The sequence below is a fragment of the Burkholderia sp. S-53 genome (genome assembly GCF_025560745.1).
GTDB classification, from domain to species: Bacteria; Pseudomonadota; Gammaproteobacteria; order Burkholderiales; family Burkholderiaceae; genus Burkholderia; species Burkholderia pyrrocinia.
Genome location: NZ_CP090483.1, coordinates 1,859,086 through 1,885,974 on the forward strand (window position 1 = coordinate 1,859,086; position 26,889 = coordinate 1,885,974).

The following is a 26,889-nucleotide window of genomic DNA, read 5'->3' on the forward strand; positions in this document are numbered from 1 at the left end:
CCTGGATATTCCATGACCCTACGCAAGCTGCCCGTTACCATCGTCACGGGCTTTCTCGGCAGCGGCAAGACGACGCTGATGCGCCACATCCTGCAGCACGCCGAAGGCCGCCGCATCGCGGTGATCGTCAACGAATTCGGCGAACTCGGCATCGACGGCGAAATCCTCAAGGGCTGCGGCATCGGTTGCGACGACGCGCAGGACGAAGCGGCGGGCCAGCTTTACGAACTCGCGAACGGCTGCCTGTGCTGCACCGTGCAGGAAGAGTTCTATCCGGTGATGGAAGCGCTCGTCGAGCGCCGTGCGGACATCGATCACGTGCTGATCGAGACATCGGGGCTCGCGCTGCCGAAGCCGCTCGTGCAGGCGTTCAACTGGCCGACGATCCGCAACAGCTTCACGGTCGACGCGGTCGTGACCGTCGTCGACGGGCCGGCCGCCGCGAGCGGCCAGTTCGCGGAAAACCCGCTGGCCGTCGACGCGCAGCGCCGCGCCGACCCGAACCTCGACCACGAATCGCCGCTGCACGAACTGTTCGCCGACCAGCTGTCGTCCGCCGATCTCGTGATCGTGAACAAGGCCGATCTCGTCGGCGACGCGCAGTTCGCGCAGATCGAAACCGCGATCCGCGACGAGATCCCGCCGCAGGTGAAGATCGTGCGTGCGACGCGCGGCGAGCTCGACCTCGCGATGCTGCTCGGCCTCGAATCGGCGTCGGAGGAAACGATCCACCTGCGCCACGACCATCACGGCTCGGCCGAAGACGGCGATCACGACCACCATCACGACGATTTCGACTCGGTGGTCGTGTCGGGCGACGCGGGCTCGCGCGAAGCGACGATCGCCGCGCTGCAGCGCGTCGTCGAAGCGCACACGATCTACCGCGCGAAGGGCTTCGCCGCATTGCCCGGCGCGCCGATGCGGCTCGTGATCCAGGGCGTCGGCCGCCGCTTCGACAGCTACTTCGACCGTCGCTGGCAGGACGGCGAAACGCGCGCGAGCCGCTTCGTGCTGATCGGCGAGGATCTCGACGCGGCCGCGCTGCAACGCGCGTTCGACGCCGCGTGCGCGGCCGAACCGCAACAGGCGTAACGCACGATGCATCTGCTGCGCACCACGCCGGGCGGCTTCGTCGACGATACGCAGGGCGTCGTCCGGATCGACCAGCAACCGGCCGACATCGTGATCCTGAGTTCGGCCGACACCACGCTGTCGCTGCTCGCGAGCGTCGTGCCGCAACTGCCGGACGGCTTCCCGAGCGTGCGGCTTGCGAACGTCACGTTCCTGCGGCAGCCGGCGTCCGTCGATTTCTATGTCGACGACGTGCTGCGCCACGCGAAGACGGTCGTGATCGATCATCTCGGCGGCGAAGCGTACTGGCCGTACGGGATCGAACAGGCCGTGTCGCTCGCGTCGAAGCGCGGACAGCAGCTCGCGATGTTCTCGGGCGACCTGCAGGAAGACCCGAACCTCGTCGCGAAGAGCACGGTCGTGCCCGAGCTGTGCCGGCTGTGGTGGCGCTACCTGCGCGAAGGCGGCGTGCACAATGCCGACGCGCTGTTGCGCAGCATCGCATTCCATACGCTCGGCTTCGGCGACGAACCCGAGCTGCCGCGCCCGCTGCCGGCCGCCGCGCTGTATCACCCGGCGCGCGACCGCGCGAGCGTCGACGACTGGCGGCCGCGCTGGACGCCCGGCGCGCCGGTCGTCGCGATCCTGTTCTATCGCGCGCACTGGCAGGCCGCGAACACGGCGGTGTTCGACGCGCTGGCCGACGCGCTCGTTCGGGAAGGGCTGAATCCGCTGCCGATCGCCGTGACGTCGCTGAAGGACGCGGTGAGCCGCGAGGTCATCACGCAGCTCTGCGACACGCACGGCGTCGCGCTCGTGCTGAACACGACCGCGTTCGCGGCCGGCGCGATCGATGCCGCCGAGCCGGACGTGCTCGCCGGCGACGCGCCGGTGCTGCAGGTGATCCTGTCCGGCGGCAATCGCGACGCATGGGTGGCCGACAACCAGGGCCTGCATGCGCGCGACATCGCGATGCATATCGCGTTGCCCGAGGTCGATGGGCGCATCGTCACGCGCGCGGTGAGCTTCAAGGGGCTCGCGTATCGTTGCCCGCATACCGAGGTCGACGTCGTGCGCTACCAGCCGGACGCGGAGCGGATCGCGTTCGTCGCGGCACTCGCGCGCGGCTGGTGCCGGCTGCGCACGCTCGACAACGCGAGCAAGCGCGTCGCGCTGATCCTCGCGAACTATCCGCAAAGCGAAGGGCGGATCGGCAACGGCGTCGGGCTCGACACGCCGGCGTCCGCGCTGCGCGTGCTCGCGGCGCTGCGCGATGCGGGCTACACGGTGGCCGACCTGCCGCCCGACGGCGACGCGCTGATCGCGCGGCTCACCGAAGGCGTGACCAACGACGCTGCCGTGCATGCGCTGCGCCCGGCGTTCCAGAGTTTCGCGCTGGCCGACTACGTCGCGCATTTCGCGCGGCTGCCGGCCGCCGTGCGCGATGCGCTGAACGAGCGCTGGGGGCCGCCCGAAGCCGATCCGACGCTACGCCACGGGCGTTTCACGATCGCCGGCTGGCGCGCGGGCAACGTGTTCGTCGGGATCCAGCCGTCGCGCTCGCGCGGCGAGAACGACTACGCGAGCTACCACGACGCGGATCTCGTGCCGCCGCATGCGTATCTCGCGTTCTATTTCTGGCTGCGCGATGCGTACCGCATCGACGCGGTGATCCATCTCGGCAAGCACGGCAATCTCGAATGGCTGCCGGGCAAGAGCGTCGCGCTGTCCGACGCATGCTGGCCCGACCTGACGCTCGGGCCGCTGCCGCACCTGTATCCGTTCATCGTCAACGATCCGGGCGAGGGCAGCCAGGCGAAGCGGCGCGCGCAGGCGGTGATCGTCGATCACCTGATGCCGCCGCTCACGCGCGCGGAAAACTACGGCCCGCTGCAGGATCTCGAGCGGCAGGTCGACGAATACTACGAAGCGCTGATGGTCGATGCGCGGCGCGCGAAGCTTCTGAGGAAAACGATCCTCGCGACGATCGCCGAACACCGGCTGCACGACGAACTGAGCGTATCGCCGCCGCGCGACGCGGGCGACGAGGATGCGCTGCTGACGCGCGTCGACGCATGGCTGTGCGAATTGAAGGAAGCGCAGATTCGCGACGGGCTGCACGTGTTCGGCGTATCGCCGGCCGATCGCCAGCGGCGCGACACGCTGCTCGCGCTCGCGCGCTTTCCGGTCGGCGACGGCAAGGGCACACGCGCGGGGCTGATCGGCGCGCTCGCGCGCGACCTGATGCTCGGCGACGATTTCGATCCGCTGTCGGCCGACTGGGCCGCGCCGTGGGCCGGCCCGCGCCCGGCGGTCCTGCAGGCGCTCGATGGATCGCCGTGGCGTCATGCGGGCGATACGCGCGAGCGGCTCGAACGGCTCGCGCAGCAATGGCTGGACGGGCTGTGTGCAGCCGCCGGCGGCAACGCCGGCATCGACGCGACGCCGCCCGGCGAATGGCCGCATACGCTCGCGGTGATCGAACGCGTCCGCTCGACGCTGATGCCTGCGCTCGACGCATGCGGCGGCGAGGAAATGCGCCAGCTGCTGCGCGGGCTCGACGGCCGTTTCGTGCCGCCGGGGCCGAGCGGTTCGCCGTCGCGCGGCCGTCCCGACGTGCTGCCGACCGGCCGCAACTTCTACTCGGTCGACACGCGTGCGGTGCCGACGCAGGCCGCGTGGTCGCTCGGCCTGAAATCCGCGCAGCAACTGATCGAGCGGCACCTGCAGGATCACGGCGACTATCCGCGCGCGATCGGCCTGTCCGTGTGGGGCACGGCGACGATGCGCACGGGCGGCGACGACATCGCGCAGGCGTTCGCGCTGCTCGGCGTGCGGCCGAAATGGGCGCACGGCAGCCATCGCGTGACCGACTTCGAGATCCTGCCGATCGAGATCTTCGACCGGCCGCGCATCGACGTGACGCTGCGCGTATCGGGCTTCTTCCGCGATGCGTTCCCGAACCTGATGCACCTGTTCGACGCGGCCGTGCAGGCCGTCGCCGCACTCGACGAACCCGAGGCGCTGAATCCGGTCCGCGCGCGCATCGAGCGCGAACGCGCGAAATGGATCGCGCAGGGCGTGGCGCCCGACGAAGCGCGGCGCCGCGCCGGCTGGCGCGTGTTCGGCGCGCGGCCGGGCAGCTACGGCGCGGGCCTGCAGGACCTGATCGACCAGCGTCGCTGGCAGAGCGACGCCGATCTCGCGGAGGCATACCGCCAGTGGGGCGGCCATGTTTACGCACAGAACAGCGCGGGCGACGCCGCGGCCGACGTGTTCGGCGAGCGGCTGGCGACGATCGACGTCGTCGTGCAGAACCAGGACAGCCGCGAGCACGACATCCTCGATTCGAACGACTACTACCAGTTCCAAGGCGGGATGACGGCGGCCGTGCGGCACCTGTCCGGGCAGCAGCCGAGCATCTATCACGGCGACCATGCGAACCCGGTCGCGCCGAAGATGCGCACGCTGCGCGAGGAGATCGCGCGCGTGATCCGCTCGCGCGTCGTCAACCCGAAATGGCTCGACGGCGTGAAGCGCCATGGTTACAAGGGCGCGGCCGAGATGGCCGCGACCGTCGACTACCTGTACGGCTATGACGCGACCGCGCGCGTGTTGTCCGACCACCAGTACGCGCTCGTCGCCGACGCGTACCTGTTCGACGACGACACGCGCGCGTTCGTCGAACGGCACAACCCGAAGGCGCTGCACGGCATCTGCGAACGCTTCGTCGAGGCGATCCAGCGCGGCTTGTGGCAGCAGCCGGGCGACTATCGCGAACGGATCGAAGCGGTCTGGCTCGCGAGCGAACAACTCCAGGAAGGGGGACGGCGATGACCGATCCGACACTGCACCGCGCACGAGCGGTCTTTCCGTTTGCGGCGCTCGTCGCGCAGGACGAGTTGCAGCAGGCGCTGCTGCTCGCCGCGATCGATCCGTCGCTCGGCGGCGTGCTGGTGAGCGGGCCGCGCGGCACCGCGAAATCGACCGCCGCGCGCGGCCTCGCGGAGCTGCTGCCCGAAGGGCAGTTCGTCACGCTGCCGCTGTCGGCGAGCGACGAACAGGTGACGGGCACGCTCGACCTCGCGCATGCGCTGGCCGAAAACGGCGTGCGCTTCCGGCCGGGCCTGCTGGCGCGCGCGCATCTCGGCGTGCTGTATGTCGACGAAGTGAACCTGCTTGCCGACGGGCTCGTCGATACGCTGCTCGACGTCGCCGCGAGCGGCGTGAACATCGTCGAGCGCGATGGCGTATCGCACGCGCATGACGCGCGCTTCGTGCTGGTCGGCACGATGAATCCCGAGGAGGGCGAGCTGCGTCCGCAGTTGCTCGACCGCTTCGGGCTGATGGTCGAACTCGAGAACTGCTTCGATGCCGCGCAGCGCGAGCGGATCGTGAAGGCGCGGCTTGCATTCGATCTCGATCCGGACGCGTTTCGCGCACGTCATGCATCCGCGCAGCGCGAACTTGGCGACCGGATTCATGCGGCGCGCGCGCGGTTGGCGATGCTCGATTTCGACGATGCGGTCCATGCGCGCGTCAGCGCGCTGTGCATCGATGCGGCCGTCGACGGGCTGCGCGCCGATCTCGTGATGCTGCGCGCCGCGCGCGCACTCGCCGCGCTGGAACGGGCCGATGCGGTGACGGTGTCGCATGTGGAACGTGTAGCCGAAGCGGTGCTGCGGCACCGGCGCCATGCGGGTACGCCGCCATCTTCCGGCGCGTCGCAGCCGGGCGGCGAACGTGACGATCGCAACGATCGTTCACCGCCGGATGCGCGCCAGCGGCCGCAAGACCAACCGGAAGCGACAAAGAACGACACCGCCGCATCGCAGGGCGACTGGGGCTACCTGCCGCCCGAACCCGCCGGGCTGCGCGACGTGAAAAGCGTGGTGCCGCTGCCGCTAAAAAAACGCTGAGCCATCGAGCAGGCGCCGCCGCGAACGCCGTTCGCGGTCCTCGATGGCAGTCAGGCGCAGCCGCGCGCGTGCCGGGCACGGCGCGCGCCGGTACGGCCGTTGCGTGGCCGGCGACACTCGCCGCGAAACGCGGCGATTCGCTGCACCATGGCCATCTGCGCTTCCGGAAACGGGCCGGCACGCCGCACGCGCTGCATTGCTTCGTGCTCGACTGTTCGGCGTCGATGCTATCGCACGACCGGCTCGCGCTGGCGAAGGGGCTGATCGTCGCGTATTTCGATCGCGCGGCGCGCGACCGCGTCGAAACCGCGCTGATCTGCTTCGGCGGCAACGGCGCCGCGCGGCGCTTCGGCCCGGCCGTGCCGCGCTGGTGGAATGCGCGCTGGCTCGAACCGGTCGACGGCGGCGGCGGCACGCCGCTCGAGGACGGCATCGCGGCCGCCGCGAACCTGCTCGCGCGCAATGCGCGGCGCACGCCCGACAAGCAGCGCTGGCTGTGGGTGCTGTCCGACGGGCGCACGCGCGAAGCGCCGGCGAAACCCGCGGCGGCCGATCACGTCGTGTTCGTCGACTTCGACGACGCGGCCGTGCGGATCGGGCAGGGCGCACGACTCGCCGCTGCTTGGGGCGCGCAGTGGGTGATGGCCGATGCGCTTTGCACGGACCTCGCCGGCTGATCGGGCCGCGTGCCGGCGGTGCGATATGATCGCCGCTTCTGCTTCTCCCCTTTGGAAAACCCGCCATGCAAGTACTGGTCGATGCCGACGCGTGTCCCGCCGTCATCAAGGACATGTTGTTTCGCGCCGCGCGTCGTGCCGAAATCTGCGTGACGCTGGTCGCGAACCAGTTTCTGCGCACGCCGCCGTCGCCGTTCATCAAGGCGGTGCAGGTGCCGGCCGGCTTCGACGTCGCTGACGCACGCATCGTCGAGCTGGCCGAGGCCGGCGACCTCGTGATCACCGCCGACATCCCGCTGGCCGCCGCCGTCCTCGACAAGGGCGCGCACGCGCTCGACCCGCGCGGCAACTGGTTCAGCCGCGAGAACATCGAGGAACGCCTGTCGACGAGGGCGATGATGGATCAGCTGCGCAGCGCGGGCATCGACACGGGCGGGCCGGCACCGTTCAGCGCGCGCGACGGCAAGACGTTTGCATCGCAACTCGATCGCTTCCTGGCACGACACGGCAAGCCGTGACGCTGCGTTCGGGCGGGCTCCACCATCGATCGTCCCGCGTGCGGGAACGCTCGCACGCGCCATCGGACAAGTCTGCGGATCCGCGTCGGGCAGTGTGCGCCGGCCACACGGGGATGCAGGTTTGTTCCGACGCTGATATCGTGGCGCGAACCACCACACAGGAGTGCACGCGTGTCACCGACCCAACTTCTCGTTCCGACGTTCACCCAGATGCTGCGCGCGCAGTCCGCGTGGCTCGACAAGGCTGTCTCGCATCGACAGGCCGCGGGCGCCGAGCCCGATGCGGCGATGACATTGAAGCTGGCGGCCGACATGTATCCGCTCGCCGCACAGGTGCGCTTCTCGTGTTTCCAGGCGATGGAGCCGGTCTACCGGCTGCGCGCCGAGCCGCTGCCGGCCGCATTGCTGGCATTGCGTGAAGCCGGATGGAATGCGGATGCGCAGCCCGGCACGCTGAGCGACGCGCAGGCGATCATCGCCGGCACGCTCGCGTTTCTCGGCGAACTCGCACCGGATGCGCTCGATGGCGGCGCCGCGCGGCCGATCGCGCTCGACATGCCGAACGGGATCGCGTTCGACATGACCGGCGAGCAGTACGCGCGCGACTGGGCGCTGCCGCAGTTCTACTTCCACGCGATCGCCGCGTACGCGATCCTGCGCCATCACGGCGTCGAGCTCGGCAAGGCCGACTACGTGCCGCACATGCTCGCGTACGTGCGGCCCGGCACGATTCCTCAGGGTTGAACGGGCAGGCACGCCGCGACGCCGCATGACACGGGCACTGTTCATCTGCAGCCGCAACCGGCTGCGCAGCCCGACGGCCGAAGCGGTATTCGCCGCGTGGCCGGGTGTCGAGACCGACTCCGCGGGCCTCGCGCCCGACGCGGACACGCGCCTGTCCGAAGAACAGCTCGACTGGGCCGACATCGTCTTCGTGATGGAGCGCGCGCACAAGGCGAGACTGTCCGCGCAATTCGGCGCCCGGCTGAAGCAGAAGAAGGTCGTCTGCCTCGACATCCCCGACCGTTACGCGTTCATGCAGCCCGAACTCGTCGCGCTGCTCGAACGCAAGGCCGGCCCGTTCCTGCGCGCGTGACCGGCGCAGGCGACATCGGCGTCAGCGCAGCGGGCCGTTCGCGATCGCCGAAAAGCAGTCGAGGCGCAGCAGTTCGATGATCTTGCGCGTCGGCACGCTCGCACGGAGCGTGTTGAGCCGGTCGACGGTGAACCACTTGCAGCGGGCGATCTCGTTGCTCGCGCGCGGCGTCAGGTGCGCCGGCACGTCGGCCACGAACACGTGATGCAGCTTCGTCAATCCGCCGAATTGCACCGCATAGTCGAGCGCAAGCCCCTCCAGCCGCGTTTCCTCCGCGAGTTCCCGCTGCGCGGCCTCGAGCGGCGTCTCGCCGCGCCGGATCGTACCGCCCGGCAGCGACCAGCGCGCCGCGGTGCGGGCGACCAGCAGCACGCTGCTGCGCTGGCGGCACACGATCGTGGCGCGTTCCTTGATGACGGCGAGGGTATCCGGCCCGGTACTCATGTTCGGCAAAACAGGTGCTGAATCGTGGAGAAATTGCGCGTCGGCGGTTCGTGGTCCGGCCGCGGGCCGCGACGGCATGCAGGCAGCCGCACCGATCTTACCGGCCGTTCGTGACAGTTCCGTGCATCGCGCAGGCGCCGCCCGCGCCGGGTTACGCGTGCGTGTAGATCCCGCTGCGCGTCGGCTTCGCGTGGCGCGGCTGACGGCGCTTGTGGACGGCGCGCCGGTGAGGCGGCGGCGCGTGCCGGTGCGCGGGCGCGGGCCGTGCGTCCGGGGTCCCCGTCTGTCCTTCGCCGAAATGGAAAGTCTGGGTTTGCGCGTGTCCGACGCCCAGCGTCGACGCCAGCATGAAGGCCGTCAGCAAGATCCGTTTCATGAATATTCCGCCTGATTTTTTCGAGATGAACGATTTTCGTCAGCTTAACGAACGGCGGGGCGACGCCGCAACCAGCCCGCGTTCGGTGTCGTCCCCACTTGCGTCCGGCGGCGTTATCCACGCGTCGGCCGGGTGCATCCGGGCTTGACAATATAATTCCTGAGTGTGAATATAAATTCACACACAAGAATTATTTGCCTGATCCGGAACGTCGCGCCGCAGGCGCCGGCCTGCCGGAACCGGCAGTCCGATCAACCGGAACCAGGAGCGAGACGCATGGCGGAACGGGAGCAGCAGGGCGCGCTGGCGGGATTGCGCATCGTCGATCTGTCGCGGGTGCTGGGCGGCCCGTACGCGACGCAGATCCTCGCCGACCACGGCGCGGAAGTGATCAAGGTCGAACCGCCGTCCGGCGACGAGACGCGCACATGGGGCCCGCCGTTCGACGGCGACACCGCGTCGTACTTCCTCGGCGTCAACCGCAACAAGCTCGGCGTCGCGCTCGACCTGTCGCAACCGGACGACCGCGAGCGGCTGCTCGGCCTGCTCGAACATGCCGATGCCGTCGTCGAGAACTTCAAGATCGGCACGATGGAGCGCTGGGGGCTCGGTTTCGACGCGCTGCATGCGCGGTTTCCGCGCCTCGTCCATTGCCGCGTGTCGGGCTTCGGCGCGGACGGCCCGCTCGGCGGGCTGCCCGGCTACGACGCGGCCGTGCAGGCGCTCGCGGGGCTGATGAGCGTCAATGGCGAAGCCGGCGGCGCGCCGCTGCGCGTCGGCGTGCCGATCGTCGATCTCGTCACCGGGCTGAACGCGGCGCTCGGCGTGCTGATGGCGCTGCGCGAACGCGACGCGAGCGGCCGCGGCCAGTTCGTCGAATCGACGCTGTTCGACTGCGCGCTGTCGATCCTGCATCCGCATACGCCGAACTACTTCCATTCGGGCAACGCGCCCGTGCGCACCGGCAATGCGCATCCGAACATCACGCCGTACGACAGCTTTCCGACCGCCACCGTCGACATCTTTCTCGCGGTCGGCAACAACGGGCAGTTCGCGGCGCTGTGCGACGTGCTCGGCACGCGCGACTGGCCCGCCGATCCGCGTTTCGCGGACAACCGCGCGCGCAGCGCGAACCGCGCCGCGCTGCGCGCGCTGCTCGAAACGGCGCTGGCCGGACACGACGGCGCGGCGCTCGCCGAGCAACTGATGCGCCGCGGCGTGCCGTGCGCGCCCGTGCTCGGGCTCGACGCGGCGCTCGATCATCCGCATGTCGCGCATCGGGAGATGAAGGTCGAGCTGGGCCGGCATCGCGGCATCGCGTCGCCGATCAAGCTCGGCCGCACGCCGGCCACGTACCGGCGGCCGCCGCCCGCGCTGAACGAACATGCGGCGCAGGTCTTCGCCCAAGCCGACAACGATCGCGACACCCGCCGGGACTGACCGGCATCGCGGCCGCCGGCCGTGCCGCGCGCCCGACGGCGGCGCACGGACGCGCAGGCCGCACACCCCGTTCGGACACCACGCCGGCCCGCGCACGGACGCACCGGCTGAAGAGGAGACGCATCATGCTCGCATGGATCGGCGCGATCGCCATCGTCGCGCTGTTCGGCCTGATCATCACGAAGCGGCTGTCGCCGCTCGTCGCGCTGATCGTCGTGCCGGTGGCCGCGTCGCTCGCGGCCGGTTTCGGGCTGGCGACCGGCAAGTTCATCGTGCACGGCGTACAGAACATCGGCCCGATCGCCGGGATGTTCGTTTTTGCGATTCTATTTTTCGGAATCCTCACCGATGCGGGGATGCTCGACCCGATCATCGCGGGCGTGCTGCGCGTGATCGGCTGCCATCCGCCGCGCATCGTGATGGGCTCGGCATTGCTCGCGCTGCTGATCCATCTCGACGGCTCGGGCGCCGTCACGTTTCTCGTCACGCTGCCCGCGATGATGCCGCTCTATACGCGGCTCGGGATGGATCGACGCATCCTCGCGTGCGTGGCATCGATGGCGGCCGGCGTCAACTTCCTGCCGTGGGTCGGGCCGATGCTGCGCGCGTCGGCGGCGCTGCACATTCCCGGCTCGGCGATCTTCATGCCGATGATTCCGGTGCAGATCGTCGGGCTCGTGTTCGTGTTCGGCACCGCGTACGTACTCGGCGCGCGCGAGGCGAAACGGCTCGGGCTCGATCGCGCCGGCGCGGCGTCGCTCGCGGTCGCACCGCGCGAGCTGACCGACGCCGAACGCGCGCTGCGCCGGCCCGGCCGCTTCCGGATCAACCTGGCGCTGACGCTCGTCGTGCTCGTCACGCTGGTGTCGGGCATCGTCGACCCGATGGTGATGTTCATGCTCGGCACGGTCGCCGCGCTCGTGATCAACTACCCGGACGTGCAGGCGCAGCGCGAGCGGATCGATGCGCATGCGAAGGCCGCGCTGATGATGGCGAGCGTGCTGCTCGCGGCCGGCGCGTTCACCGGCATCATGTCCGGCACCGGGATGCTGAAGGCGATGGCGGAAGTCGTCGTCGCCCATGTGCCGGTCGAGCATGCGCGCCACATGCCGTTCGTGCTCGGGCTGCTGTCGATGCCGCTCAGCCTGCTGTTCGACCCCGATTCGTTCTACTTCGGCGTGCTGCCGGTGCTCGCGGAAAGCGGCAAGCTGCTCGGCGTGCCGCCGATCCAGATGGCGCAGGCCGCGCTGCTCGGCCAGATGACGACGGGCTTCCCGGTGAGCCCGCTCACGCCCGCGACGTTCCTGATCGTCGGCCTGACCGGCGTCGAACTCGCCGAGCACCAGAAATTCACGATTCCGTTCCTGTTCGCCGCCACCGTGCTGATGGTCTTCGCCGCGGTCGCGACGGGCGTGTTTCCGTTATGAGCGCCGCCACACCTGTCGCGTCGCGCCGGGCGCCCCGAGGGGACTTCCTTCGAGGCGGAAACCTCGGAGCGGCTCGGCGTTTTCTTGAGAACGGCGCGGCCGTTCACCTTTTCCCGGAGAGCAGTCCATGCAGTTCGACCTGACCGACGACCAGCGCGCGATCGAAAGCGCGATCGAGAAAATCTGCGCGCGCTTCGGCGACGACTACTGGCTCGAACGCGATCGCGCGGGCGGGTTTCCGGACGATTTCCACGCGGCGCTCGCCGAGGCCGGCTGGCTCGGCATCGCGATGGACCCGGCCCATGGCGGCGCCGGGCTCGGAATGACCGAGGCCGCGCTGATGATGCGCACGATCAGCGCGTCGGGCGCCGGCCTGTCCGGCGCGTCGGCCGTCCACATGAACATCTTCGGGCTGAACCCTGTGCAGGTGTTCGGCAACGACGCGCAGAAGGCGCGCTTCCTGCCGCCGCTGATCGCCGGGTGCGACAAGGCCTGCTTCGCGGTGACGGAACCCGACGCGGGCCTCGACACCACGCACCTGACCACGCAGGCGCGCCGCGACGGCGATCACTACGTACTGAGCGGGCGCAAGATCTGGATCTCGACCGCGCAGGTCGCGAACAAGATGCTGATCATCGCGCGCACGACGCCGCTCGACCAGGTCGCGAAACCGACCGACGGGCTGAGCCTGTTCTACACCGATCTCGACCGCTCGCGCGTCGAGGTGCGCGAGATCGAGAAGATGGGCCGCAAGGCCGTCGATTCCAACATGCTGTTCATCGACAACCTGCGCGTGTCGCACGACGACCTGATCGGCAACGAAGGCGATGGCTTCCGCTATCTGCTGCACGGGCTGAATCCCGAACGGATCCTGATCGCCGCGGAGGCGATCGGGCTCGGGCAGGCCGCGCTGCGCCGCGCGACGCAGTATGCGTGCGAGCGCGTCGTGTTCGGCCGGCCGATCGGGCAGAACCAGTCGATCCAGCATCCGCTCGCGCTGGCGTGGATGCAGCTCGAGGCCGCATGGCTGATGGTGATGAAGGCCGCGACGCGCTACGACGCGGGGCAGTCGTGCGGCGCGGAGGCGAACGCGGCGAAATACCTCGGCGCGGAAGCCGCGTTCCACGCGTGCCAGACGGCGATCGCGACGCACGGCGGGATGGGCTACGCGAAGGAATACCACGTCGAGCGCTACCTGCGCGAGTGTATGATTCCGAGGCTCGCGCCCGTGAGTCCGCAACTGATCCTGTGCTACATCGCGGAGAAGGTGCTCGGGCTGCCGAAGTCCTACTGACGCGCGGCGGCCCGCCCGGCGCGCGGTTTCCCGTTCCGAATCAAGCGCTCGTCATGGACGTCAAACTCGTTGCCCGCACGCTCGACCTGTTCGAGCTGTTCGCCGCCGAACGGCGGCCGCTGCCGCTCACCGAACTCGCGCGCCTGCTCAATGTGCCGGCGTCGAGCTGCCTCGCGATGGCGCGCACGCTCGTGAGCCGCGGCTACCTGTACGAAGTGCGCAAGCGCGGCGGCTACTACCCGACGCGCCGCCTGCAGACGATCGCGGCCGCAATCGATGCGACCGATCCCGTCGTCGACATCGTGCATCCGCATCTCGTCGCGCTGCGCGACGCGAGTCGCGAGACGGCCGTGCTCGGCAAGATCCAGGGGCTGTCGGTGACCTACCTCGACGTCGTCGAGTCGGAGCAGGCGATCCGCTATACGCGCCAGCCGGGCGAACTGCGGCCGCTGCACGCGAACTCGATCGGCAAGGCGATCTTCGCGGAACTCGCCGGCGATGCGCAGCAGGCGCTCGGCGCGCAGTTGCCGTTCGAGCGCTTCACCGACGCGACGGTGGCCGACCTGCCGGCGCTCGTTGCGCAAACCGCGCGGTTTCGCGAACTCGGCTGGGCCGAGAACTTCAGCGAAAGCGCGCCCGAGCTGTCGGCAATCGCGGTTGCGCTGACGCTCGATGGCGACTGGTACGGTCTGTCGGTCGTCGGGCCGACCGAGCGAATCCGCCAGCATCGCGACGCACATGCAGCGCTGCTCGTCGACGCGAAGGCGCGGCTGCTGGCCGAGCACGCGCGCGGGTAGGGCAGCGGCACGCGACGGCCGGCAGCGGGCCAGCAGTCTGAACTGCACCCCAAAAGTTGGGCGCCGATCCAACCTTTGGGGCGTTTTTCATGGCGAAGCATGACGAGCCGTTCCGGCGTGCGATCCTGCCGCGCCGGAAACGGCCCGTCGCGCGTCATGCGCCGGCGCGTTGCATCATCACGACTTCACCCACACGCCGCCGGCACTCGGGTTGTCGCCCTGCGTCCACCATTTCGCGCAGTATTTCGCGCCCTGGTACATCACGCACGTGCCGCCCTGGTAGGCGGTCGTGGCCGACCACACGGGCGAACCGCCGCCGACCGGTTTCCACACCGCCGCCTGGCCGGGCACGTCGCCCTGCGTCCACCATTGCGCCTGATACGTCGTGCCCTGGTAGGTCACCGTCGCGCCGGCCGTATAGACCTGGCCGGCCACCCAGGGCGCGCCCGGCTGCGGCGTGCCGCCGTCCGAGCCGCCGCCGTAGTTCGGGTCCTGCGTGACGCCCGCGCCCCACTTGCCGTCGAGCTTGCGGAAGATCGCCGCGAACGCGTACGGCTGCTGCGCGACGCCCGAGCAGGTCGGCGACGCATACGCGCCGTTGTTCGGGCACGGCTGGTCGCGGCCGACCGACCAGTTGCCGAAGAATCCGTAGCCGTTGTTGACCGCCGCGTTCAGCACGCTTTGCGCGTTCGCGAGCGTGAAGGTCTCGCCCTGTACGTCGTTCACGCCGATCATCGGCGTCACCCCCACCATCTGCCAGAGCTGCGCGCCGGTCTTCGGCTGGCCCGCCGACTTGAACGCCGTATCGAGCTGCGCGTACAGCGCCTGCGCGGCGCTGATCGCGGCCGCGCCCATGTCGATGTTCGCGGGGCCGTAGTCCATCGTCATCAGGTTCACCGCGTCGAACGTCGTGTTGTTCGCGATCGCCGCGTTGCCGACGTTCACGCCGTCCTGCGTGAGCCCGGTCGGCATCGTCGGCAGCGTCAGCGTGACGTGCAGCGGCTTGCCCTTCGCCGCATAGTCGGACTGCAGTTGCGCGACGGCCTGGAAGTTGCGTGCGACCGCGGCGGTGTCCTGCTGCGACGCGCCTTCGATGTCGAAGTCGATATGCGTGAGGCCGTACGTGTCGATCACGGTCTGGTAGGCGGTCTTCAGCGCGGGAACCGTCGAGCAGGCCTGCATCAGCGGCGTGCCGTTCGCACCGCCGAACGACACGGCAACTTCGCCGCCTTTCGCGCGATAGCTCGCGATCGACGTCGACAGCGCAGTCAGCAGGCCGCCGCTCGCGCCGTTGCCGATCGGCTGCACGCCGCCCCACGACGGCGCACAGCCGTTGCCCGCGACCACGAACGCGAGCGTGAATTGCTGGACGCCTTGCCGGACGCCGATCTGGTCGACGAGCGGCGTCGGATAGAGCGTCACGTCGACGAACGGTGCATAGACGCCGGCGCCCTGCGACACGCTCGCGGCGGCGAGCAGACAGCCCGCGGCAAGCGCACGCGGGATGAAACGCTGCAACACGTTGTTGTTCATTCTGTTCTCCAAGTGGAAGAGGGATACGCTGGCCCGCGTATCGCCGCCGGGCGGACGACCGGGCATGCCCGGCCGGCGGCGTGCCCATCTTGGAGGATTCGCGCCGAATAGTGAATAGTCAGGAGTTCTTTTTGTTATTTGATTCCCGATACGTAACGATCTTGCCGATTCGACACCGTTCCGCAGTGCATCGGACGGGCGATTTTCCCGATCGATCGTGCCGATCGCGTGAAGCTCGATGCGCGTCGCTAACGTCGTTAACGTCGCTTACGCCGATGCAGTTTGTACAAGCGCGCGCGCCAGTGCGACGAAGCGTTCGACGCACGCCGACGCAAACGGCTCGCTCCACGACACGATCTGCTCGACCGCGCGTGCACCCGCGAGCGGCACGTAGACGACGCCCGGGCGCTGCAGCGTCGCGGTGAAACCCGGCACGATCGCGATGCCTTGTTCGGCGGCCACCAGCGACACGAGCGTCGTGATCTGCGCCGCGGTCGCGCCGATCCGCGGCGCGAATCCGGCTTGCGCGCACAGGTCGTCCAGCGCTGCGGTCAATGCCGAACCGTAACCGGGAGGGAAGGTCACAAAGGTCTCGTCAGCGAGTTCCGCCACGTCGATGCTCGCGCGGCCCGCGAGCGGATTGCCGGCCGGCACGGCCGCGACCAGCGGCTCGCGCGACGCGACGAGCGACGCAACCGCTACGCCGGGCGCGCCGTCCCACGCCCAGCCGAAGCCGATGTCCATCGTGCCGTCCGCGATCTGCTGGCGCTGGCTGGCAGTCGCCGCTTCGCGGAACGCGAGCTCGACGTCGGGCATCGTCCGGCTCGCGGCGCGGATGACGCCAGGGAACGTGTCGGACATCGGGATCGAACTCGCATAGCCGATCACGATGCGCCCGGCGATGCCTTGCGCGATCTTGCGCGCGCTCGTCTCGGCCTCGGCGGCCGCGCTGACGACGTGGCGCGCATGCTCGAGAAACAGCGTGCCTTCCGGCGTCAGCCGCACCGCACGCGTCGAACGCTCGAACAGCCGGACGCCGAGCTCGCTTTCCAGCGCGGCGATATGGCGCGTCAGCGGCGGCTGCGCGACGCGCAGGCGCAATGCCGCGCGGCCGAAGTGCAGTTCGTCGGCGACGACCACGAAATAACGGAGGCGGCGCAGGTCGAGCATTGTTGTCGTTCCGGTATCAATGGCGATGAAAACGGTATTGGCGTGTGTGCGGCGCGCTCGTCAGACTGTCGTCATCGATGACAGGGCCGCCCCGATGAACGACAGGATCACGCGCATCGCGTTCTTTCTTTGCGGCTTCGCCGCGTTTCTCAATCTCTATTCGACGCAGGGCATCCTGCACGAACTCGCGGCGACCTTCGGCGTCAGCGCGGAACGCGCGGGGCAGGGCGTGAGCGCGACCACGACGGCCGTCGCCATTATCGCGCCGTTCGTCGGCATGCTGGCCACGCGCATCGAGCGGCGCGTCGCGATTTCGCTCGCGGCGGTGGCCGTCGCGCTGCCGGTCGTGTGGTCCGCGCATGCGGCAAGTTTCGCGTCGTTTCTCGGCGCGCGCTTTGCCGCCGGGCTGATCATGCCGTTCGTCTTTGCGCTGTCGATCGCGTATATCGGCGAACGTTTCGATCGCGGCACGTCGGCCGAGATCGGTTCGCTGTTCGTCGCCGGCACGACGCTCGGCGGTTTCGCGGGCCGCTTCGCGACCAACCTGCTGACGTCGATGTGGGGCTGGCGGCACGCGCTCGATATCGTCGCGGTGCTGTGTCTCGTTACGGGCATCGCGATTTACGCGAGCCTGCCGGCGGCCGGTGCAATCGCGCGGCGTTCCGGCAACGAATCCGCTGCGGGGTCACCGTGGCGCATCGTCACGCGCGGCCCGCTGCTCGCATCGTTCGCGATCGGCGCGTGCGTGCTCGCGTCGCAGGTCGCGACCTTCACGTTCATCGGTTTGCGGCTTGCCCGCGCGCCGTTCGGCTTCGGCACGGTCGGGATCGGCGCGATCTATGCGGTGTTTCTGGTGGCGGTGGTCGTCACGCCGCTCGCGGGGCGCGTCGCGCGGCATCGCGGCCCGCGCGCACCGGGGCTCGCGGCCGCTGCATGCGCGATCGGCGGTGCATTGCTGACGCTGTCCGACAGCGTGCCGGTGATCCTGGCCGGCCTCGCGCTCAGCTCGACTGCCGTGTTCGTCGAACAGGCGTCGGCCAACGCGTTCGTCTCGCAGGCTGCTGCGACGGCACGCTCGACGGCGATCGGCATCTACCTGTCCTGCTATTACTTCGGCGGCAGTCTCGGGTCGATCCTGCCGGTGCCCGGCTGGCATCGGTGGGGATGGGCCGGCTGCGTCGCGTTCGTCGTCGTTGCGCAGGCCATCGTCGGCGTGCTCGTGTACCGGTTCTGGCGAACCGGCAGCGCGGCCGGCACCGGGCATGCCGACGTGCGCGGCGCCCGGTTCATGCGCTAGCCGCGTTCAGCGATACCAGCGCGGCGTATAGACCCACTCGCGTCCGCCGTCGAGCGCGAAACGCCGGGTGGTCGACGAGCCGACGATCACCATCGTGCGCATGTCGACCTGGTCGCTGCGCAGCGCGCCGAGCGTCGTCGTCGCGAGTGTCGCGCCCGGCCGGCCGATGTCACGCCCGAGCACGACCACCGTATCGGCCGCACGATGCGCGCGCACGACATCGAGCGCACGGTCGAGCTGCCACGGCCGCGCTCGCGAGATCGGGTTGTAGAACGCCATCACGAGATCGGCCTGCGCCGCATGCCGCAGGCGCGTCTCGATCACGTCCCACGGCTTCAGGTTGTCCGACAGCGAGATCGCGCAGAAGTCGTGGCCGAGCGGCGCGCCGGCTTGCGCGGCAGTCGCGAGCGACGCCGAGATGCCGGGTTCCACGCGCAGGTCGACTGTCGCCCATTGCGGGTCGCGCGCTTCGTCGAGCGCTTCGAGCACGGCCGCGGCCATCGCGAATACGCCGGGGTCGCCCGACGACACGACCGCGACGCGCCGGCCTTCGGCCGCGAGTTCGAACGCATGGCGCGCGCGCTGCATCTCTTCGCGATTGTCGGTGCCGTGCACGCGCTGGTCGTCGCGAAACGGGCCGGCCATGGTCACGTAGGTCGTGTAGCCGAGGATGTCGGTCGCCTGGTCGAGCGCGGCACGCGCGGCCGGCGTGAGCCACGCAGCGCCGCCCGGGCCGAGGCCAAGCACCGTCAGGCGGCCGCGCGCGCGGCCGAGCGTGGCGGGATCGACCGGCTGCGACGCGACTGCGCACGCGAGGCCGTTCGACGAGGCGCGCAGCGTGTGCGCGACGCGCAACGCGCGGCCGAGCAGCGTCGCCGCGTCGGCTTCTGCGTGAGGGTCGACATCGACATCGACGAAGCGCAGCGGCACGCCGAGCGTTTGTGCGGCATCCTCCAGCGCTGCTTCGCCGATCGCCGACGCCGGCGCGACGATGGCCGCGAGCGCCAGCCGTGCGAGGCCTTGCGCTTCGAGCGCGGCTTCGATGCGCGCGGCGAGCGCTTCGTCTGCGTGCACGGCATGCGCATCGACACCGACCACCACGCTGCGCGGATGGATCACGAGTTCGTCGCGCGTGCCGCGCCATGCATCGGGCGTCACGCGGATCGCATGCGCTGCGGCGGCGTCGCGCGGCAGCGCGACATCGTCGAGCCATGGCGCCGCGCCGTCGATGCGCGTCGACGCGCCTGCGAGCAGGTCGGACACGAAGCGCTTGCCCTGCGCGAGATCGGCGAGTGCATAACCTTCGGGAGGATTGAGCACGCATGCGCCGAAGCGCAGTTCTCCGCTCGTCGTGATCGCCGGCGCGACGCCGAGCCAATCGGCGATTTCGCGCGCGATCACGTTGACGCCCGTCAGCCCGCCGAGCAGCGGCACGACGGCCGAGCCGTCCTCCGCAACCGCGAGCACCGGCGGCTCGACGCCCTTGTCGGCCAGCGCGGGCGCGACGCAGCGAATCACGATGCCGGCCGCGCACAGCGCAACGATCGGCAAGCCGCGCGCATAGAGTTCGCGCAGGTGCGCGCCGAGTTCGTCGAACGGCTCGTCGGCATCGACGCGCGACGCGAGCCCGTGCACGCGGGCGCCCGGGTAGCGCGCCTGGATGCGCCGCGCGGTGTCGAGCGCGCCGGCGCCGAGAATCACGATCGCGGGCGGAGTCGTCATCCTTGCCATTTTTCCCCCGGCACGACGAGCAGCGAGAAATACGGCGACGCCATCGGGTCGACTTCGTCGAGCGGCACGATGCGCTGGCTCGCCATCGTCGCGCGCTCGACGTACAGCGCGCGCTTCGCGAGCCCGAGTTCGTCGAGCACGCGCCGCACCTTGTCGAAATTGCGGCCGAGCTTCATCACGACGGCCGCGTCGGCCTGTGCGAGCCGCGCGCGCAGCTCGGGTTCGGGCAGCACGCCCGACAGCACCGACAGGCTCTGGTTGCGATAGACGAGCGGCTGGCCGAGCACGGCCGTGCCGCCGAGCATCGAGCACACGCCCGGGATGACCTCGGTGTCGTAGCGCGGCGCGAGGCGGTCGTGCAGGTACATGTACGAGCCGTAGAAGAACGGGTCGCCCTCGCAGATCACCGCGACGTCGCGGCCCGCGTCGAGGTGCGCCGCGACGATTTCGGCGGCCGTATCGTAGAAGTCGGCGATCACCGTCTCGTAGCAAAGCGGCGGCGGCAATGCCTCGGTCGTCACCGGATAGACAAGCGGCAGTTGCGTCTGCGTGTCGAGCAGGTGCGCTTCGACGATGCCGTACGCGTTGCCTTTCTTGCCCTTCGCGACGAAATACGCGACCACGGGTGCGGCCTGCAGCACGCGCAGCGCCTTGATCGTCATCAGTTCGGGATCGCCGGGGCCGACGCCGACCCCGAACAGGCGTCCGCGCGCGGTCGTCATTCGACCTCCGTCGCGAGCGCGTTGACCGCGGCGGCCGCCATCGCGCTGCCGCCGCGCCGGCCGAGCAGCGCGACGTACGGCACGCCGCGGCTGTCGGCGTCGAGCATCGCCTTCGATTCGGCCGCGCCGATGAAGCCGACCGGGAACCCGAGGATCAGCGCGGGGCGCGGCGCGCCGGCATCGATCATGTCGAGCAGGTGGAACAGCGCGGTCGGCGCGTTGCCGATCACGACGACGCTGCCGGCGAGATGCGGGCGCCACAGTTCGAGCGCGGCGGCCGAGCGCGTGTTGCCGAGATGCCGTGCGAGATCGGGCACCTCCGGCTCGCCGAGCGTGCAGATCACGGGATTGCCGGCCGGCAGCCGCGCGCGCGTGATGCCTTCGGCAACCATCTTCGCGTCGCACAGGATCGGCGCGCCGGCCGCGAGCGCCGTACGGCCGGCAGTGCCGGCGCCGGCCGAGAAGCGCAGGTCGTAGACGACATCGACCATCCCGCACGCGTGGATCACGCGCACCGCGAGTTTCTCGAGATCGGGCGGGACCTGCGACAGGTCGGCCTCGGCGCGGATCGTCGCGAACGACTGGCGGTAGATTTCCTGCCCGTCGCGAATGTAGTCAAGCATCGGTGGTGGTGTCCTGGCTATGCCGTGCGCCCGTCAGTCGGGCCGCGGCCTGGTCAATCGTCAGATGGCGCGCGAGCGGGGCGCCGAGGCCCGCGGCGGCGTCGCGCCGGTAAAGGTCGTAGTGCGCGGGGGCAACCGCGACGAGCGTGTGCGTCGCGGGATGCGGCAGCGCGCAGTGACGCTCGCAGCCGGTCAGGTGCACGTCGAGCGGTTGGCCGATGCGCGCGGCGAGCGCGAGCGCATCGTGTTTCGTATCGGCGTGCGCTTTCGCGCAGCCCGCGCTGCCGGTGCACGCGACAAGCGTCGCAAGCGGGTCGGACGATGCGCAGACGAGGCCGAGCGACGCGAGCGCGTCGAGCGTGGCCGGTGCGCGTGCGTGCGACACGCCGTGGATAAACACGCCTTGCCACGGCGTCATCGACAGCATGCCGTCGCCGTCGGCTTCGGCCAATGCGGCGAGCCGTTCCAGTTGCGTCGCGTCGAGCCGCCCGAGCGCGAATTGCGCACCGACGCTGCAGCGCGCTGCGTCGAGCGACGGACGCGCGCCGAAACGCAGTGCGGAATCGGAGCGCATGCGCCGCCAGCCTGCGAGCGCGGGATCGACCGTGAGCGGGAAGGGCAGGTAGTGCTGCGCGCGATCCAGCAACGCGCGTGCGCCGCACGTCGCGAGCAGCGCACGCATCCGCGTGACGTCGGCCGGCGCGAGATCGAGGAACGCGAGCAGCAGTGCGCGGACGAGCGCTACGCCCTGGTCGGGCGACACATCGACCGAAGCAGGCGTATCGTCGAATGCAATCGGCGGACAACCGGCCAGCCCGGCCGCGATGCGCACCGCGCCGTCGTCGCGGCGCCATGCTGCGAGCCAGATGTCGTGCGGATGATCGAGCGCCGCGACCGATTCGCCACCGTCGAGCTGGATCGAGAATTTCGGCGACAGCTCGCCGCGGCGCGGCTCGCTTGCCAGCATGTCGAGCAGCGGAACGGCGAGCGCGCGGCTGTCGACGAGCGCGGCGGGGTCATGTCCGGCGAGCGGGCTGAGCATCACGTTGCGGACGTCGTCGCTCGCGGCGAGCGCGGCCGCATCGGCGGTTGAATCCGCGGTCGAGTTTGCGGTGGCAGCGGCGCGCGGGCCGAGCCCCGCGTCGAGCAACGCGCGCGTCAGCGCGTCGGCCGCGCCGTCGCGAATGCCGCGTAGCTGGAGATTCGCACGATTGGTCGCGTCGATCGCGCCGGAGCCGTATGCCCGTGCGGCGGCGGCGATCGCGCGCGCCTGGCGCGCATCGAGCCGGCCGCCCGGCAGCTTGATCCGGCACAGCCCGCCGTCGGCGGCCGCAACGACGCGCATGAGCCCCGGGCAGGCCGAAGGGCGCACGACAGGCGACGCAGGAATCGAATCGGGGGCGGAACTCAACGGGGTACCGGGGCAGTGTCGCGCCGCGGCCAACGCATCGGTACACCCCGCCCGACGCCGACTGGCACGCACGCACTTTCTGGCCGGCAGGTCTCCTGGCTGACAGGTCGGCGCCGGCTCCCGGCCTTCCCGGTCGAACCAGTGGCGTGAGGGGGGAGATCGGCTCGCTGTCTACAGTTGCGGGGGCAGCCACAGCGGCGCGCGGTGCGCCCTGTGTTCCCTCTTCGGCCCCGAGGGGCACCGGCGAACGAACGGCCGTAGGATACCCGATTTCGACCGCGGTTCGCGACCGGAAAGCCGTTCGCGACGGGCGAAACGGACGACGGCCCGGCGCCGGCGGGCCGGCAGATGAAACGCGGGGTGGAACACGGTACCATGCCGTCTTTCGCAATGCGGACGGCTGCGCGGGCCCTGTTACGGCCGCGCGGCGACACGATGGAATCGAACGATGGGGAAGGGTGCATGACGGCGTGGCTGACGGTAGTGGGCATCGGCGACGACGGGTACGCGGGGCTCGGACGCAGCGCGCGGCGCGCGCTGCTCGACGCGACGCTCGTCGTCGGCGCGACGCGGCATCTCGACATGCTGCCCGCGCGGCTGCCGGCTGCGCGCGAAGCGTGGCCGTCGCCGTTCGACATCGCGGGTGTGCTCGCCCGCCGCCCGTCGCCCGTCTGCGTGCTCGCGAGCGGCGACCCGATGCTGTTCGGCGTCGGCGCCACGCTCGCGCGCCAGCTTTCCCCCGACGAATGGCGCGTGCTGCCCGCGCCGTCGTCGCTGTCGCTCGCGGCCGCCCGCCTCGGCTGGGCGCTGCAGGACATCGGCGCGGTATCGCTCGTCGGTCGTCCGCTCGCGACGCTCGCGCGCCACCTGCTGCCGGGCCGGCACCTGTTCGTGCTGAGTGCCGACGGCCGCACGCCGGCCGCTGTCGCGGCCGAGCTCGTCGCCCGCGGCTTCGGACCGACGCGCATCAGTGTCTTCGAACATCTGGGCGGCCCGCTCGAGCGTCGTCTCGACGGCCTCGCGCACGACTGGAACATCGCAGAAACGGCCGCGCTCAATCTCGTCGCGCTCGACTGCCAGGCCGGCCCCGACGCGCCGCGCCGCGCGCTCACGCCCGGCCTGCCCGACGATGCGTACCGCCACGACGGCCAGCTCACCAAGCGCGACCTGCGCGCAATGACGCTCGGGCGTCTCGCGCCCGCGCCCGGCGAGCTGCTGTGGGACGTCGGCGCCGGCAGCGGCTCGATCGGCATCGAATGGATGCGCGCGCATCCGTCATGCCAGGCGATCGCGATCGAAGCGCATGCGGAGCGGCAGCGCTTCATCGAGCACAACCGCGACGCGCTCGGCGTGCCGGGCCTGCAGCTTGTCTCGGGCCGCGCGCCCGATGCGCTCGCCGGGCTCGCCGCGCCGGACGCGATCTTCATCGGCGGCGGTGCGACGGCGCCCGGCGTGCTCGACGTGTGCTGGTCGTCGCTGAAGCCCGGCGGCCGGCTGGTCGCGAACGCGGTCACGCTGCAGGGCGAGATGGCGCTCGCCGCATGGCGAGATGCGCACGGCGGCACGCTCACGCGCGTGTCGCTCGCGCATGCCGAACCGCTCGGCCGCTTCGACACGTGGCGGCAGCCGTTGCCGGTCACGCTGTACGACGTGCGCAAGCCCGATGCGGCCGCGACGGCCGGACCGTCGAACCTGACGAACGCAACGGACGCGTGATGCGCGACGAAACCCCCGAACAGCACGCGCCGCTGCGCTTCGGCTATACGACCGGCAGCTGCGCGACCGCGACCTCGCTCGCGGCCGCGCGCCTGCTGCTCGCGGGCCACGCGGACGATGCAGTCGAGATCGTGCTGCCGAAGGGGCAGCGCGTGATGATGCGGCTCGAGTTCTGCCGGATCACCGCCGACGGCGCCGAAGCCGGCACGATCAAGGATGCCGGCGACGATCCGGACGTCACGCACGGCGCGCTGATCTTCGCGCGCGTCGCGCTCGCGGCGGCGCCCGGCGTGCGTTTTCACGCGGGGCCGGGCGTCGGCACGGTCACGCGTGCGGGGCTGACGCTGCCGGTCGGCGAACCGGCGATCAATCCGGTGCCGCGCCAGATGATGACGACCCACCTCGACGCGCTGGCAGCCGAGCATGGCTACATGGGCGGCTTCGACGTGACGATCGGCGTCGAAGGCGGCGAGGCGCTCGCGCTGAAGACGATGAACCCGCGCCTGGGCATCGTCGGCGGGTTGTCGATTCTCGGGACGACCGGCATCGTGCGGCCGTTCTCGTGCTCGGCGTATATCGCGTCGATCCACCAGGGCATCGACGTCGCGCGCGCGAACGGCATCGAGCATATCGCCGCGTGCACGGGCAATACGAGCGAGGACGCGATGCGCGCGCACTACCACCTGCCCGACATGGCGCTGGTCGAGATGGGCGATTTCGCAGGCGCGGTGCTCAAGCATCTGCGGCGCGCACCGATCGCGCGGCTGTCGATGTGCGGCGGCTTCGGCAAGCTCAGCAAGCTCGCGGCCGGCCACCTCGACCTGCACAGCCGCCATTCGAGCATCGACCTGCCGCTGCTCGCGCAGTGGGCGGCCGAGGCCGGTGCGAACGATGCGCTGCAGGCGGCGATGCGCGCCGCGAACACGAGCCAGGAAGCACTGAAGCTCGCGCTGGCCGCCGGCGTGCCGCTCGGCGATCTCGTCTGCGCGCAAGCGTTGCGCGTCGCGCGCGACATCGTGCCGCCATCGGTCGCCGTCGAGATGTTCGCGATCGACCGGCAGGGCCGCTTCGTCGGGCAAGCGCGATGAGCGCGCGCATCCTGCTGCTCGGCGGCACCGGCGACGCGCTGAAAATCGCGCGCGCACTCGGTCCGCACCACGTGTACAGCCTGGCCGGCCTCGGCAAGGTGCCCGACGACCTGCGCTGCGACGTGCGCGTCGGCGGTTTCGGCGGCGCCGCCGGATTGGCCGCGTATCTGCGCAGCGCCGGCATCGGCCTCGTGATCGACGCGACACATCCGTATGCCGCACGAATCAGCGCGAATGCCGCCGCCGCGACGCGCGACGCGGGCGTGCCGCTGTGGGCGCTGCGCCGCGCGCCATGGGCGCCGCAACCCGGCGACGACTGGCGAATGGTCGACGACTGGGCCGGCATCGAGGCCGCGCTCGCGCCGTTCAAGCGGCCGCTGTTCACGCTGGGCCGCGAACCGCTCGCGCATCTCGACGCGATCCCGCCGCACCAGTTCTGGCTCGTGCGCTGCCTCGACGCGCATCCCGGCAACGCGCACGCGCAGATCGTCGCCGCGCGCGGGCCGTTCACGCTCGACGGCGAGCGCGCGCTGTTCGCGCTGATGGGGATCGACGTCGTCGTCAGCAAGAACAGCGGCGGTGCGGCCACCGAGGCCAAGCTCGACGTCGCGCGCGAACGCCGGCTGCCGGTCGTGATGCTGCGCCGGCCGCCGCTGCCCGACGCCGATCGCGCGTTCGACTCGGCCGCCGCGCTGCTCGACGCACTCGATCCGGCCGCGCGCGCGTGACGCCGCGCGGCCGATCATCCAACGAATAAACGGAGATTTTTCGATGACGGTGTATTTCATCGGCGCGGGCCCCGGCGACCCGGAGCTGATCACGGTGAAGGGCCAGCGCCTCGTGCGCACCTGCCCGGTGATCCTGTATGCGGGCTCGCTGGTGCCGGCGGCCGTGCTCGACGGCCATCGCGCGGAGCAGGTCGTCAATACGGCCGAGCTCGACCTCGACGCGATCGTCGCGCTGCTCGCCGCCGCGCATGCGAACGGGCAGGACGTCGCGCGCGTGCATTCGGGCGATCCGTCGCTGTACGGCGCGATCGGCGAGCAGATCCGCCGGCTGAAGGTGCTCGGGATTCCGTACGAAATCGTGCCGGGCGTGACGGCCACGGCTGCGTGCGCGGCAACGCTCGGCGTCGAGCTGACGCTGCCGGGCGTCGCGCAGACGGTGATCCTCACGCGCTTCGCGGGCAAGACGACGATGCCGGAAGGCGAAGCGCTCGGCGCGCTCGCCGCGCACCGCGCGACGCTCGCGATCCATCTCGGCGTGCGCCATCTCGCGCGCATCGTCGACGAAGTGCTGCCGCATTACGGCGCCGATTGCCCGGTCGCGGTGATCTATCGCGCGAGCTGGCCCGACGAGGAGCGCGTGACCGGCACGCTCGCCGACATCGTCGCCAAGGTGCAGGGCACGCAGATCGAGCGCACCGCGCTGATCCTGGTCGGGCGCGTGCTCGATGCAGAAGGGTTCGCGGATTCGACGCTGTACGCGAGCGCGGGCTGATCACGCGCGCGCCGGCCGGTGTGCACGGCGAATGTTGCT

24 protein-coding genes and 1 riboswitch are annotated in these 26,889 nt (G+C 70.3%); of the genes, 16 read left to right on the plus strand and 8 right to left on the minus strand.

What is annotated here, in order from left to right:
• Positions 1 to 12: 12 nt before the first annotated feature.
• The 7 genes from cobW to LXM88_RS13560 all read left to right on the plus strand — a co-directional run bounded on the left by cobW (position 13) and on the right by LXM88_RS13560 (position 8,281).
• A complete protein-coding gene (cobW, locus tag LXM88_RS13530; RefSeq protein ID WP_262531673.1) occupies positions 13 to 1,092 on the plus strand; it encodes a cobalamin biosynthesis protein CobW in 1,080 nt (359 codons plus the stop codon).
• Positions 1,093 to 1,098: 6 nt separating this feature from the next.
• Complete coding sequence (gene cobN / locus LXM88_RS13535) at positions 1,099 to 4,908, plus strand: cobaltochelatase subunit CobN (RefSeq protein WP_262531675.1); 3,810 nt, start codon at positions 1,099 to 1,101, stop codon at positions 4,906 to 4,908.
• Complete coding sequence (locus LXM88_RS13540; RefSeq protein WP_262531676.1) at positions 4,905 to 5,990, plus strand: ATP-binding protein; 1,086 nt, start codon at positions 4,905 to 4,907, stop codon at positions 5,988 to 5,990. The genes cobN and LXM88_RS13540 overlap by 4 nt, the downstream gene beginning before the upstream one ends.
• A 68-nt stretch (positions 5,991 to 6,058) precedes the next feature.
• Positions 6,059 to 6,667, plus strand: coding sequence for a vWA domain-containing protein (locus tag LXM88_RS13545; RefSeq protein WP_262531678.1), 609 nt, complete (start codon positions 6,059 to 6,061; stop codon positions 6,665 to 6,667).
• Positions 6,668 to 6,732: 65 nt separating this feature from the next.
• Positions 6,733 to 7,185 (plus strand): YaiI/YqxD family protein, encoded by a 453-nt coding sequence (locus LXM88_RS13550; protein WP_047900659.1) that lies wholly within the window; start codon positions 6,733 to 6,735, stop codon positions 7,183 to 7,185.
• A gap of 171 nt (positions 7,186 to 7,356) precedes the next feature.
• Positions 7,357 to 7,929, plus strand: a complete 573-nt coding sequence (locus LXM88_RS13555; RefSeq protein ID WP_262531681.1) for a DUF1993 domain-containing protein — start codon at positions 7,357 to 7,359, stop codon at positions 7,927 to 7,929.
• A gap of 25 nt (positions 7,930 to 7,954) precedes the next feature.
• Positions 7,955 to 8,281, plus strand: coding sequence for a low molecular weight protein tyrosine phosphatase family protein (locus LXM88_RS13560; protein ID WP_262531682.1), 327 nt, complete (start codon positions 7,955 to 7,957; stop codon positions 8,279 to 8,281).
• Positions 8,282 to 8,302: 21 nt separating this feature from the next.
• Here LXM88_RS13560 and LXM88_RS13565 read toward each other — a convergent pair whose 3' ends face one another.
• Together LXM88_RS13565 and LXM88_RS13570 are read right to left on the minus strand one after the other, a co-directional pair.
• Positions 8,303 to 8,725: an NUDIX hydrolase gene (locus tag LXM88_RS13565; RefSeq protein WP_262531684.1), complete on the minus strand. Its 423-nt coding sequence runs from the start codon at positions 8,723 to 8,725 to the stop codon at positions 8,303 to 8,305.
• 151 nt (positions 8,726 to 8,876) lie between these two features.
• A complete protein-coding gene (locus LXM88_RS13570; RefSeq protein ID WP_262531685.1) occupies positions 8,877 to 9,101 on the minus strand; it encodes a hypothetical protein in 225 nt (74 codons plus the stop codon).
• 276 nt (positions 9,102 to 9,377) lie between these two features.
• Between LXM88_RS13570 and LXM88_RS13575 the strand changes: the two genes are divergently transcribed.
• From LXM88_RS13575 to LXM88_RS13590, 4 genes are all read left to right on the plus strand, one after another.
• Entirely contained in the window at positions 9,378 to 10,541 is a 1,164-nt protein-coding gene (locus tag LXM88_RS13575) for a CaiB/BaiF CoA transferase family protein (RefSeq protein WP_262531687.1), read from the plus strand.
• Positions 10,542 to 10,666: 125 nt separating this feature from the next.
• Positions 10,667 to 11,968 (plus strand): CitMHS family transporter, encoded by a 1,302-nt coding sequence (locus LXM88_RS13580; RefSeq protein ID WP_262531688.1) that lies wholly within the window; start codon positions 10,667 to 10,669, stop codon positions 11,966 to 11,968.
• 127 nt (positions 11,969 to 12,095) lie between these two features.
• Positions 12,096 to 13,262, plus strand: coding sequence for an acyl-CoA dehydrogenase family protein (locus LXM88_RS13585; protein ID WP_262531690.1), 1,167 nt, complete (start codon positions 12,096 to 12,098; stop codon positions 13,260 to 13,262).
• A 53-nt stretch (positions 13,263 to 13,315) separates the two neighbouring features.
• Positions 13,316 to 14,059 (plus strand): IclR family transcriptional regulator, encoded by a 744-nt coding sequence (locus tag LXM88_RS13590; protein ID WP_262531691.1) that lies wholly within the window; start codon positions 13,316 to 13,318, stop codon positions 14,057 to 14,059.
• A gap of 177 nt (positions 14,060 to 14,236) precedes the next feature.
• On the opposite strand, the gene LXM88_RS13595 is transcribed toward LXM88_RS13590, so the two are convergent.
• Complete coding sequence (locus LXM88_RS13595) at positions 14,237 to 15,592, minus strand: chitinase (protein ID WP_262531693.1); 1,356 nt, start codon at positions 15,590 to 15,592, stop codon at positions 14,237 to 14,239.
• 267 nt (positions 15,593 to 15,859) lie between these two features.
• Entirely contained in the window at positions 15,860 to 16,762 is a 903-nt protein-coding gene (locus LXM88_RS13600) for a LysR substrate-binding domain-containing protein (protein WP_262531694.1), read from the minus strand.
• A 94-nt stretch (positions 16,763 to 16,856) separates the two neighbouring features.
• Here LXM88_RS13600 and LXM88_RS13605 point away from each other — a divergent pair, with 94 nt between their 5' ends.
• Entirely contained in the window at positions 16,857 to 18,059 is a 1,203-nt protein-coding gene (locus tag LXM88_RS13605; protein WP_262531695.1) for an MFS transporter, read from the plus strand.
• Between the two features lie 6 nt (positions 18,060 to 18,065).
• Here the strand turns inward: LXM88_RS13605 and cobJ are convergent, their stop codons facing one another.
• From cobJ to cobG, 4 genes are read right to left on the minus strand one after another with little or no spacing between them, the layout of a single operon-like run.
• A complete protein-coding gene (gene cobJ, locus LXM88_RS13610) occupies positions 18,066 to 19,781 on the minus strand; it encodes a precorrin-3B C(17)-methyltransferase (protein WP_262531696.1) in 1,716 nt (571 codons plus the stop codon).
• Entirely contained in the window at positions 19,778 to 20,512 is a 735-nt protein-coding gene (locus tag LXM88_RS13615) for a precorrin-2 C(20)-methyltransferase (protein ID WP_262531697.1), read from the minus strand. Before LXM88_RS13615 ends, cobJ begins: the two co-directional genes overlap by 4 nt.
• Complete coding sequence (locus LXM88_RS13620; protein ID WP_096470918.1) at positions 20,509 to 21,135, minus strand: precorrin-8X methylmutase; 627 nt, start codon at positions 21,133 to 21,135, stop codon at positions 20,509 to 20,511. Before LXM88_RS13620 ends, LXM88_RS13615 begins: the two co-directional genes overlap by 4 nt.
• The gene (cobG, locus tag LXM88_RS13625; protein ID WP_318654675.1) at positions 21,128 to 22,480 is read right to left on the minus strand and encodes a precorrin-3B synthase; all 1,353 of its coding nucleotides are present in this window, start codon (positions 22,478 to 22,480) and stop codon (positions 21,128 to 21,130) included. The genes LXM88_RS13620 and cobG overlap by 8 nt, the downstream gene beginning before the upstream one ends.
• Positions 22,481 to 22,614: 134 nt before the next feature.
• A riboswitch (cobalamin riboswitch) is annotated at positions 22,615 to 22,806 on the minus strand.
• Between the two features lie 202 nt (positions 22,807 to 23,008).
• Here cobG and cbiE point away from each other — a divergent pair.
• From cbiE to cobM, 4 genes are read left to right on the plus strand one after another with little or no spacing between them, the layout of a single operon-like run.
• Positions 23,009 to 24,262 (plus strand): precorrin-6y C5,15-methyltransferase (decarboxylating) subunit CbiE, encoded by a 1,254-nt coding sequence (cbiE, locus tag LXM88_RS13630; protein WP_262542843.1) that lies wholly within the window; start codon positions 23,009 to 23,011, stop codon positions 24,260 to 24,262.
• Positions 24,262 to 25,350 (plus strand): cobalt-precorrin-5B (C(1))-methyltransferase, encoded by a 1,089-nt coding sequence (locus LXM88_RS13635; RefSeq protein ID WP_262531699.1) that lies wholly within the window; start codon positions 24,262 to 24,264, stop codon positions 25,348 to 25,350. The genes cbiE and LXM88_RS13635 overlap by 1 nt, the downstream gene beginning before the upstream one ends.
• Complete coding sequence (locus tag LXM88_RS13640) at positions 25,347 to 26,078, plus strand: cobalt-precorrin-6A reductase (protein ID WP_262531700.1); 732 nt, start codon at positions 25,347 to 25,349, stop codon at positions 26,076 to 26,078. Before LXM88_RS13635 ends, LXM88_RS13640 begins: the two co-directional genes overlap by 4 nt.
• Positions 26,079 to 26,121: 43 nt before the next feature.
• Positions 26,122 to 26,850 (plus strand): precorrin-4 C(11)-methyltransferase, encoded by a 729-nt coding sequence (cobM, locus tag LXM88_RS13645; protein ID WP_262531701.1) that lies wholly within the window; start codon positions 26,122 to 26,124, stop codon positions 26,848 to 26,850.
• Positions 26,851 to 26,889: the final 39 nt, after the last annotated feature.

Excerpts from the sequence above, each read along its gene's own strand:
- cobW (WP_262531673.1), top strand. The coding sequence starts at position 13 with ATGACCCTACGCAAGCTGCCCGTTACCATCGTCACGGGCTTTCTCGGC.
- cobN (WP_262531675.1), top strand. The coding sequence starts at position 1,099 with ATGCATCTGCTGCGCACCACGCCGGGCGGCTTCGTCGACGATACGCAG.
- LXM88_RS13540 (WP_262531676.1), top strand. The coding sequence starts at position 4,905 with ATGACCGATCCGACACTGCACCGCGCACGAGCGGTCTTTCCGTTTGCG.
- LXM88_RS13550 (WP_047900659.1), top strand. The coding sequence starts at position 6,733 with ATGCAAGTACTGGTCGATGCCGACGCGTGTCCCGCCGTCATCAAGGAC.
- LXM88_RS13560 (WP_262531682.1), top strand. The coding sequence starts at position 7,955 with ATGACACGGGCACTGTTCATCTGCAGCCGCAACCGGCTGCGCAGCCCG.
- LXM88_RS13565 (WP_262531684.1), bottom strand. The coding sequence starts at position 8,725 with ATGAGTACCGGGCCGGATACCCTCGCCGTCATCAAGGAACGCGCCACG.
- LXM88_RS13570 (WP_262531685.1), bottom strand. The coding sequence starts at position 9,101 with ATGAAACGGATCTTGCTGACGGCCTTCATGCTGGCGTCGACGCTGGGC.
- LXM88_RS13575 (WP_262531687.1), top strand. The coding sequence starts at position 9,378 with ATGGCGGAACGGGAGCAGCAGGGCGCGCTGGCGGGATTGCGCATCGTC.
- LXM88_RS13580 (WP_262531688.1), top strand. The coding sequence starts at position 10,667 with ATGCTCGCATGGATCGGCGCGATCGCCATCGTCGCGCTGTTCGGCCTG.
- LXM88_RS13585 (WP_262531690.1), top strand. The coding sequence starts at position 12,096 with ATGCAGTTCGACCTGACCGACGACCAGCGCGCGATCGAAAGCGCGATC.
- LXM88_RS13590 (WP_262531691.1), top strand. The coding sequence starts at position 13,316 with ATGGACGTCAAACTCGTTGCCCGCACGCTCGACCTGTTCGAGCTGTTC.
- LXM88_RS13595 (WP_262531693.1), bottom strand. The coding sequence starts at position 15,592 with ATGAACAACAACGTGTTGCAGCGTTTCATCCCGCGTGCGCTTGCCGCG.
- LXM88_RS13600 (WP_262531694.1), bottom strand. The coding sequence starts at position 16,762 with ATGCTCGACCTGCGCCGCCTCCGTTATTTCGTGGTCGTCGCCGACGAA.
- LXM88_RS13605 (WP_262531695.1), top strand. The coding sequence starts at position 16,857 with ATGAACGACAGGATCACGCGCATCGCGTTCTTTCTTTGCGGCTTCGCC.
- cobJ (WP_262531696.1), bottom strand. The coding sequence starts at position 19,781 with ATGACGACTCCGCCCGCGATCGTGATTCTCGGCGCCGGCGCGCTCGAC.
- LXM88_RS13615 (WP_262531697.1), bottom strand. The coding sequence starts at position 20,512 with ATGACGACCGCGCGCGGACGCCTGTTCGGGGTCGGCGTCGGCCCCGGC.
- LXM88_RS13620 (WP_096470918.1), bottom strand. The coding sequence starts at position 21,135 with ATGCTTGACTACATTCGCGACGGGCAGGAAATCTACCGCCAGTCGTTC.
- cobG (WP_318654675.1), bottom strand. The coding sequence starts at position 22,480 with ATGCGCGTCGTTGCGGCCGCCGACGGCGGGCTGTGCCGGATCAAGCTG.
- cbiE (WP_262542843.1), top strand. The coding sequence starts at position 23,009 with ATGACGGCGTGGCTGACGGTAGTGGGCATCGGCGACGACGGGTACGCG.
- LXM88_RS13635 (WP_262531699.1), top strand. The coding sequence starts at position 24,262 with ATGCGCGACGAAACCCCCGAACAGCACGCGCCGCTGCGCTTCGGCTAT.
- LXM88_RS13640 (WP_262531700.1), top strand. The coding sequence starts at position 25,347 with ATGAGCGCGCGCATCCTGCTGCTCGGCGGCACCGGCGACGCGCTGAAA.
- cobM (WP_262531701.1), top strand. The coding sequence starts at position 26,122 with ATGACGGTGTATTTCATCGGCGCGGGCCCCGGCGACCCGGAGCTGATC.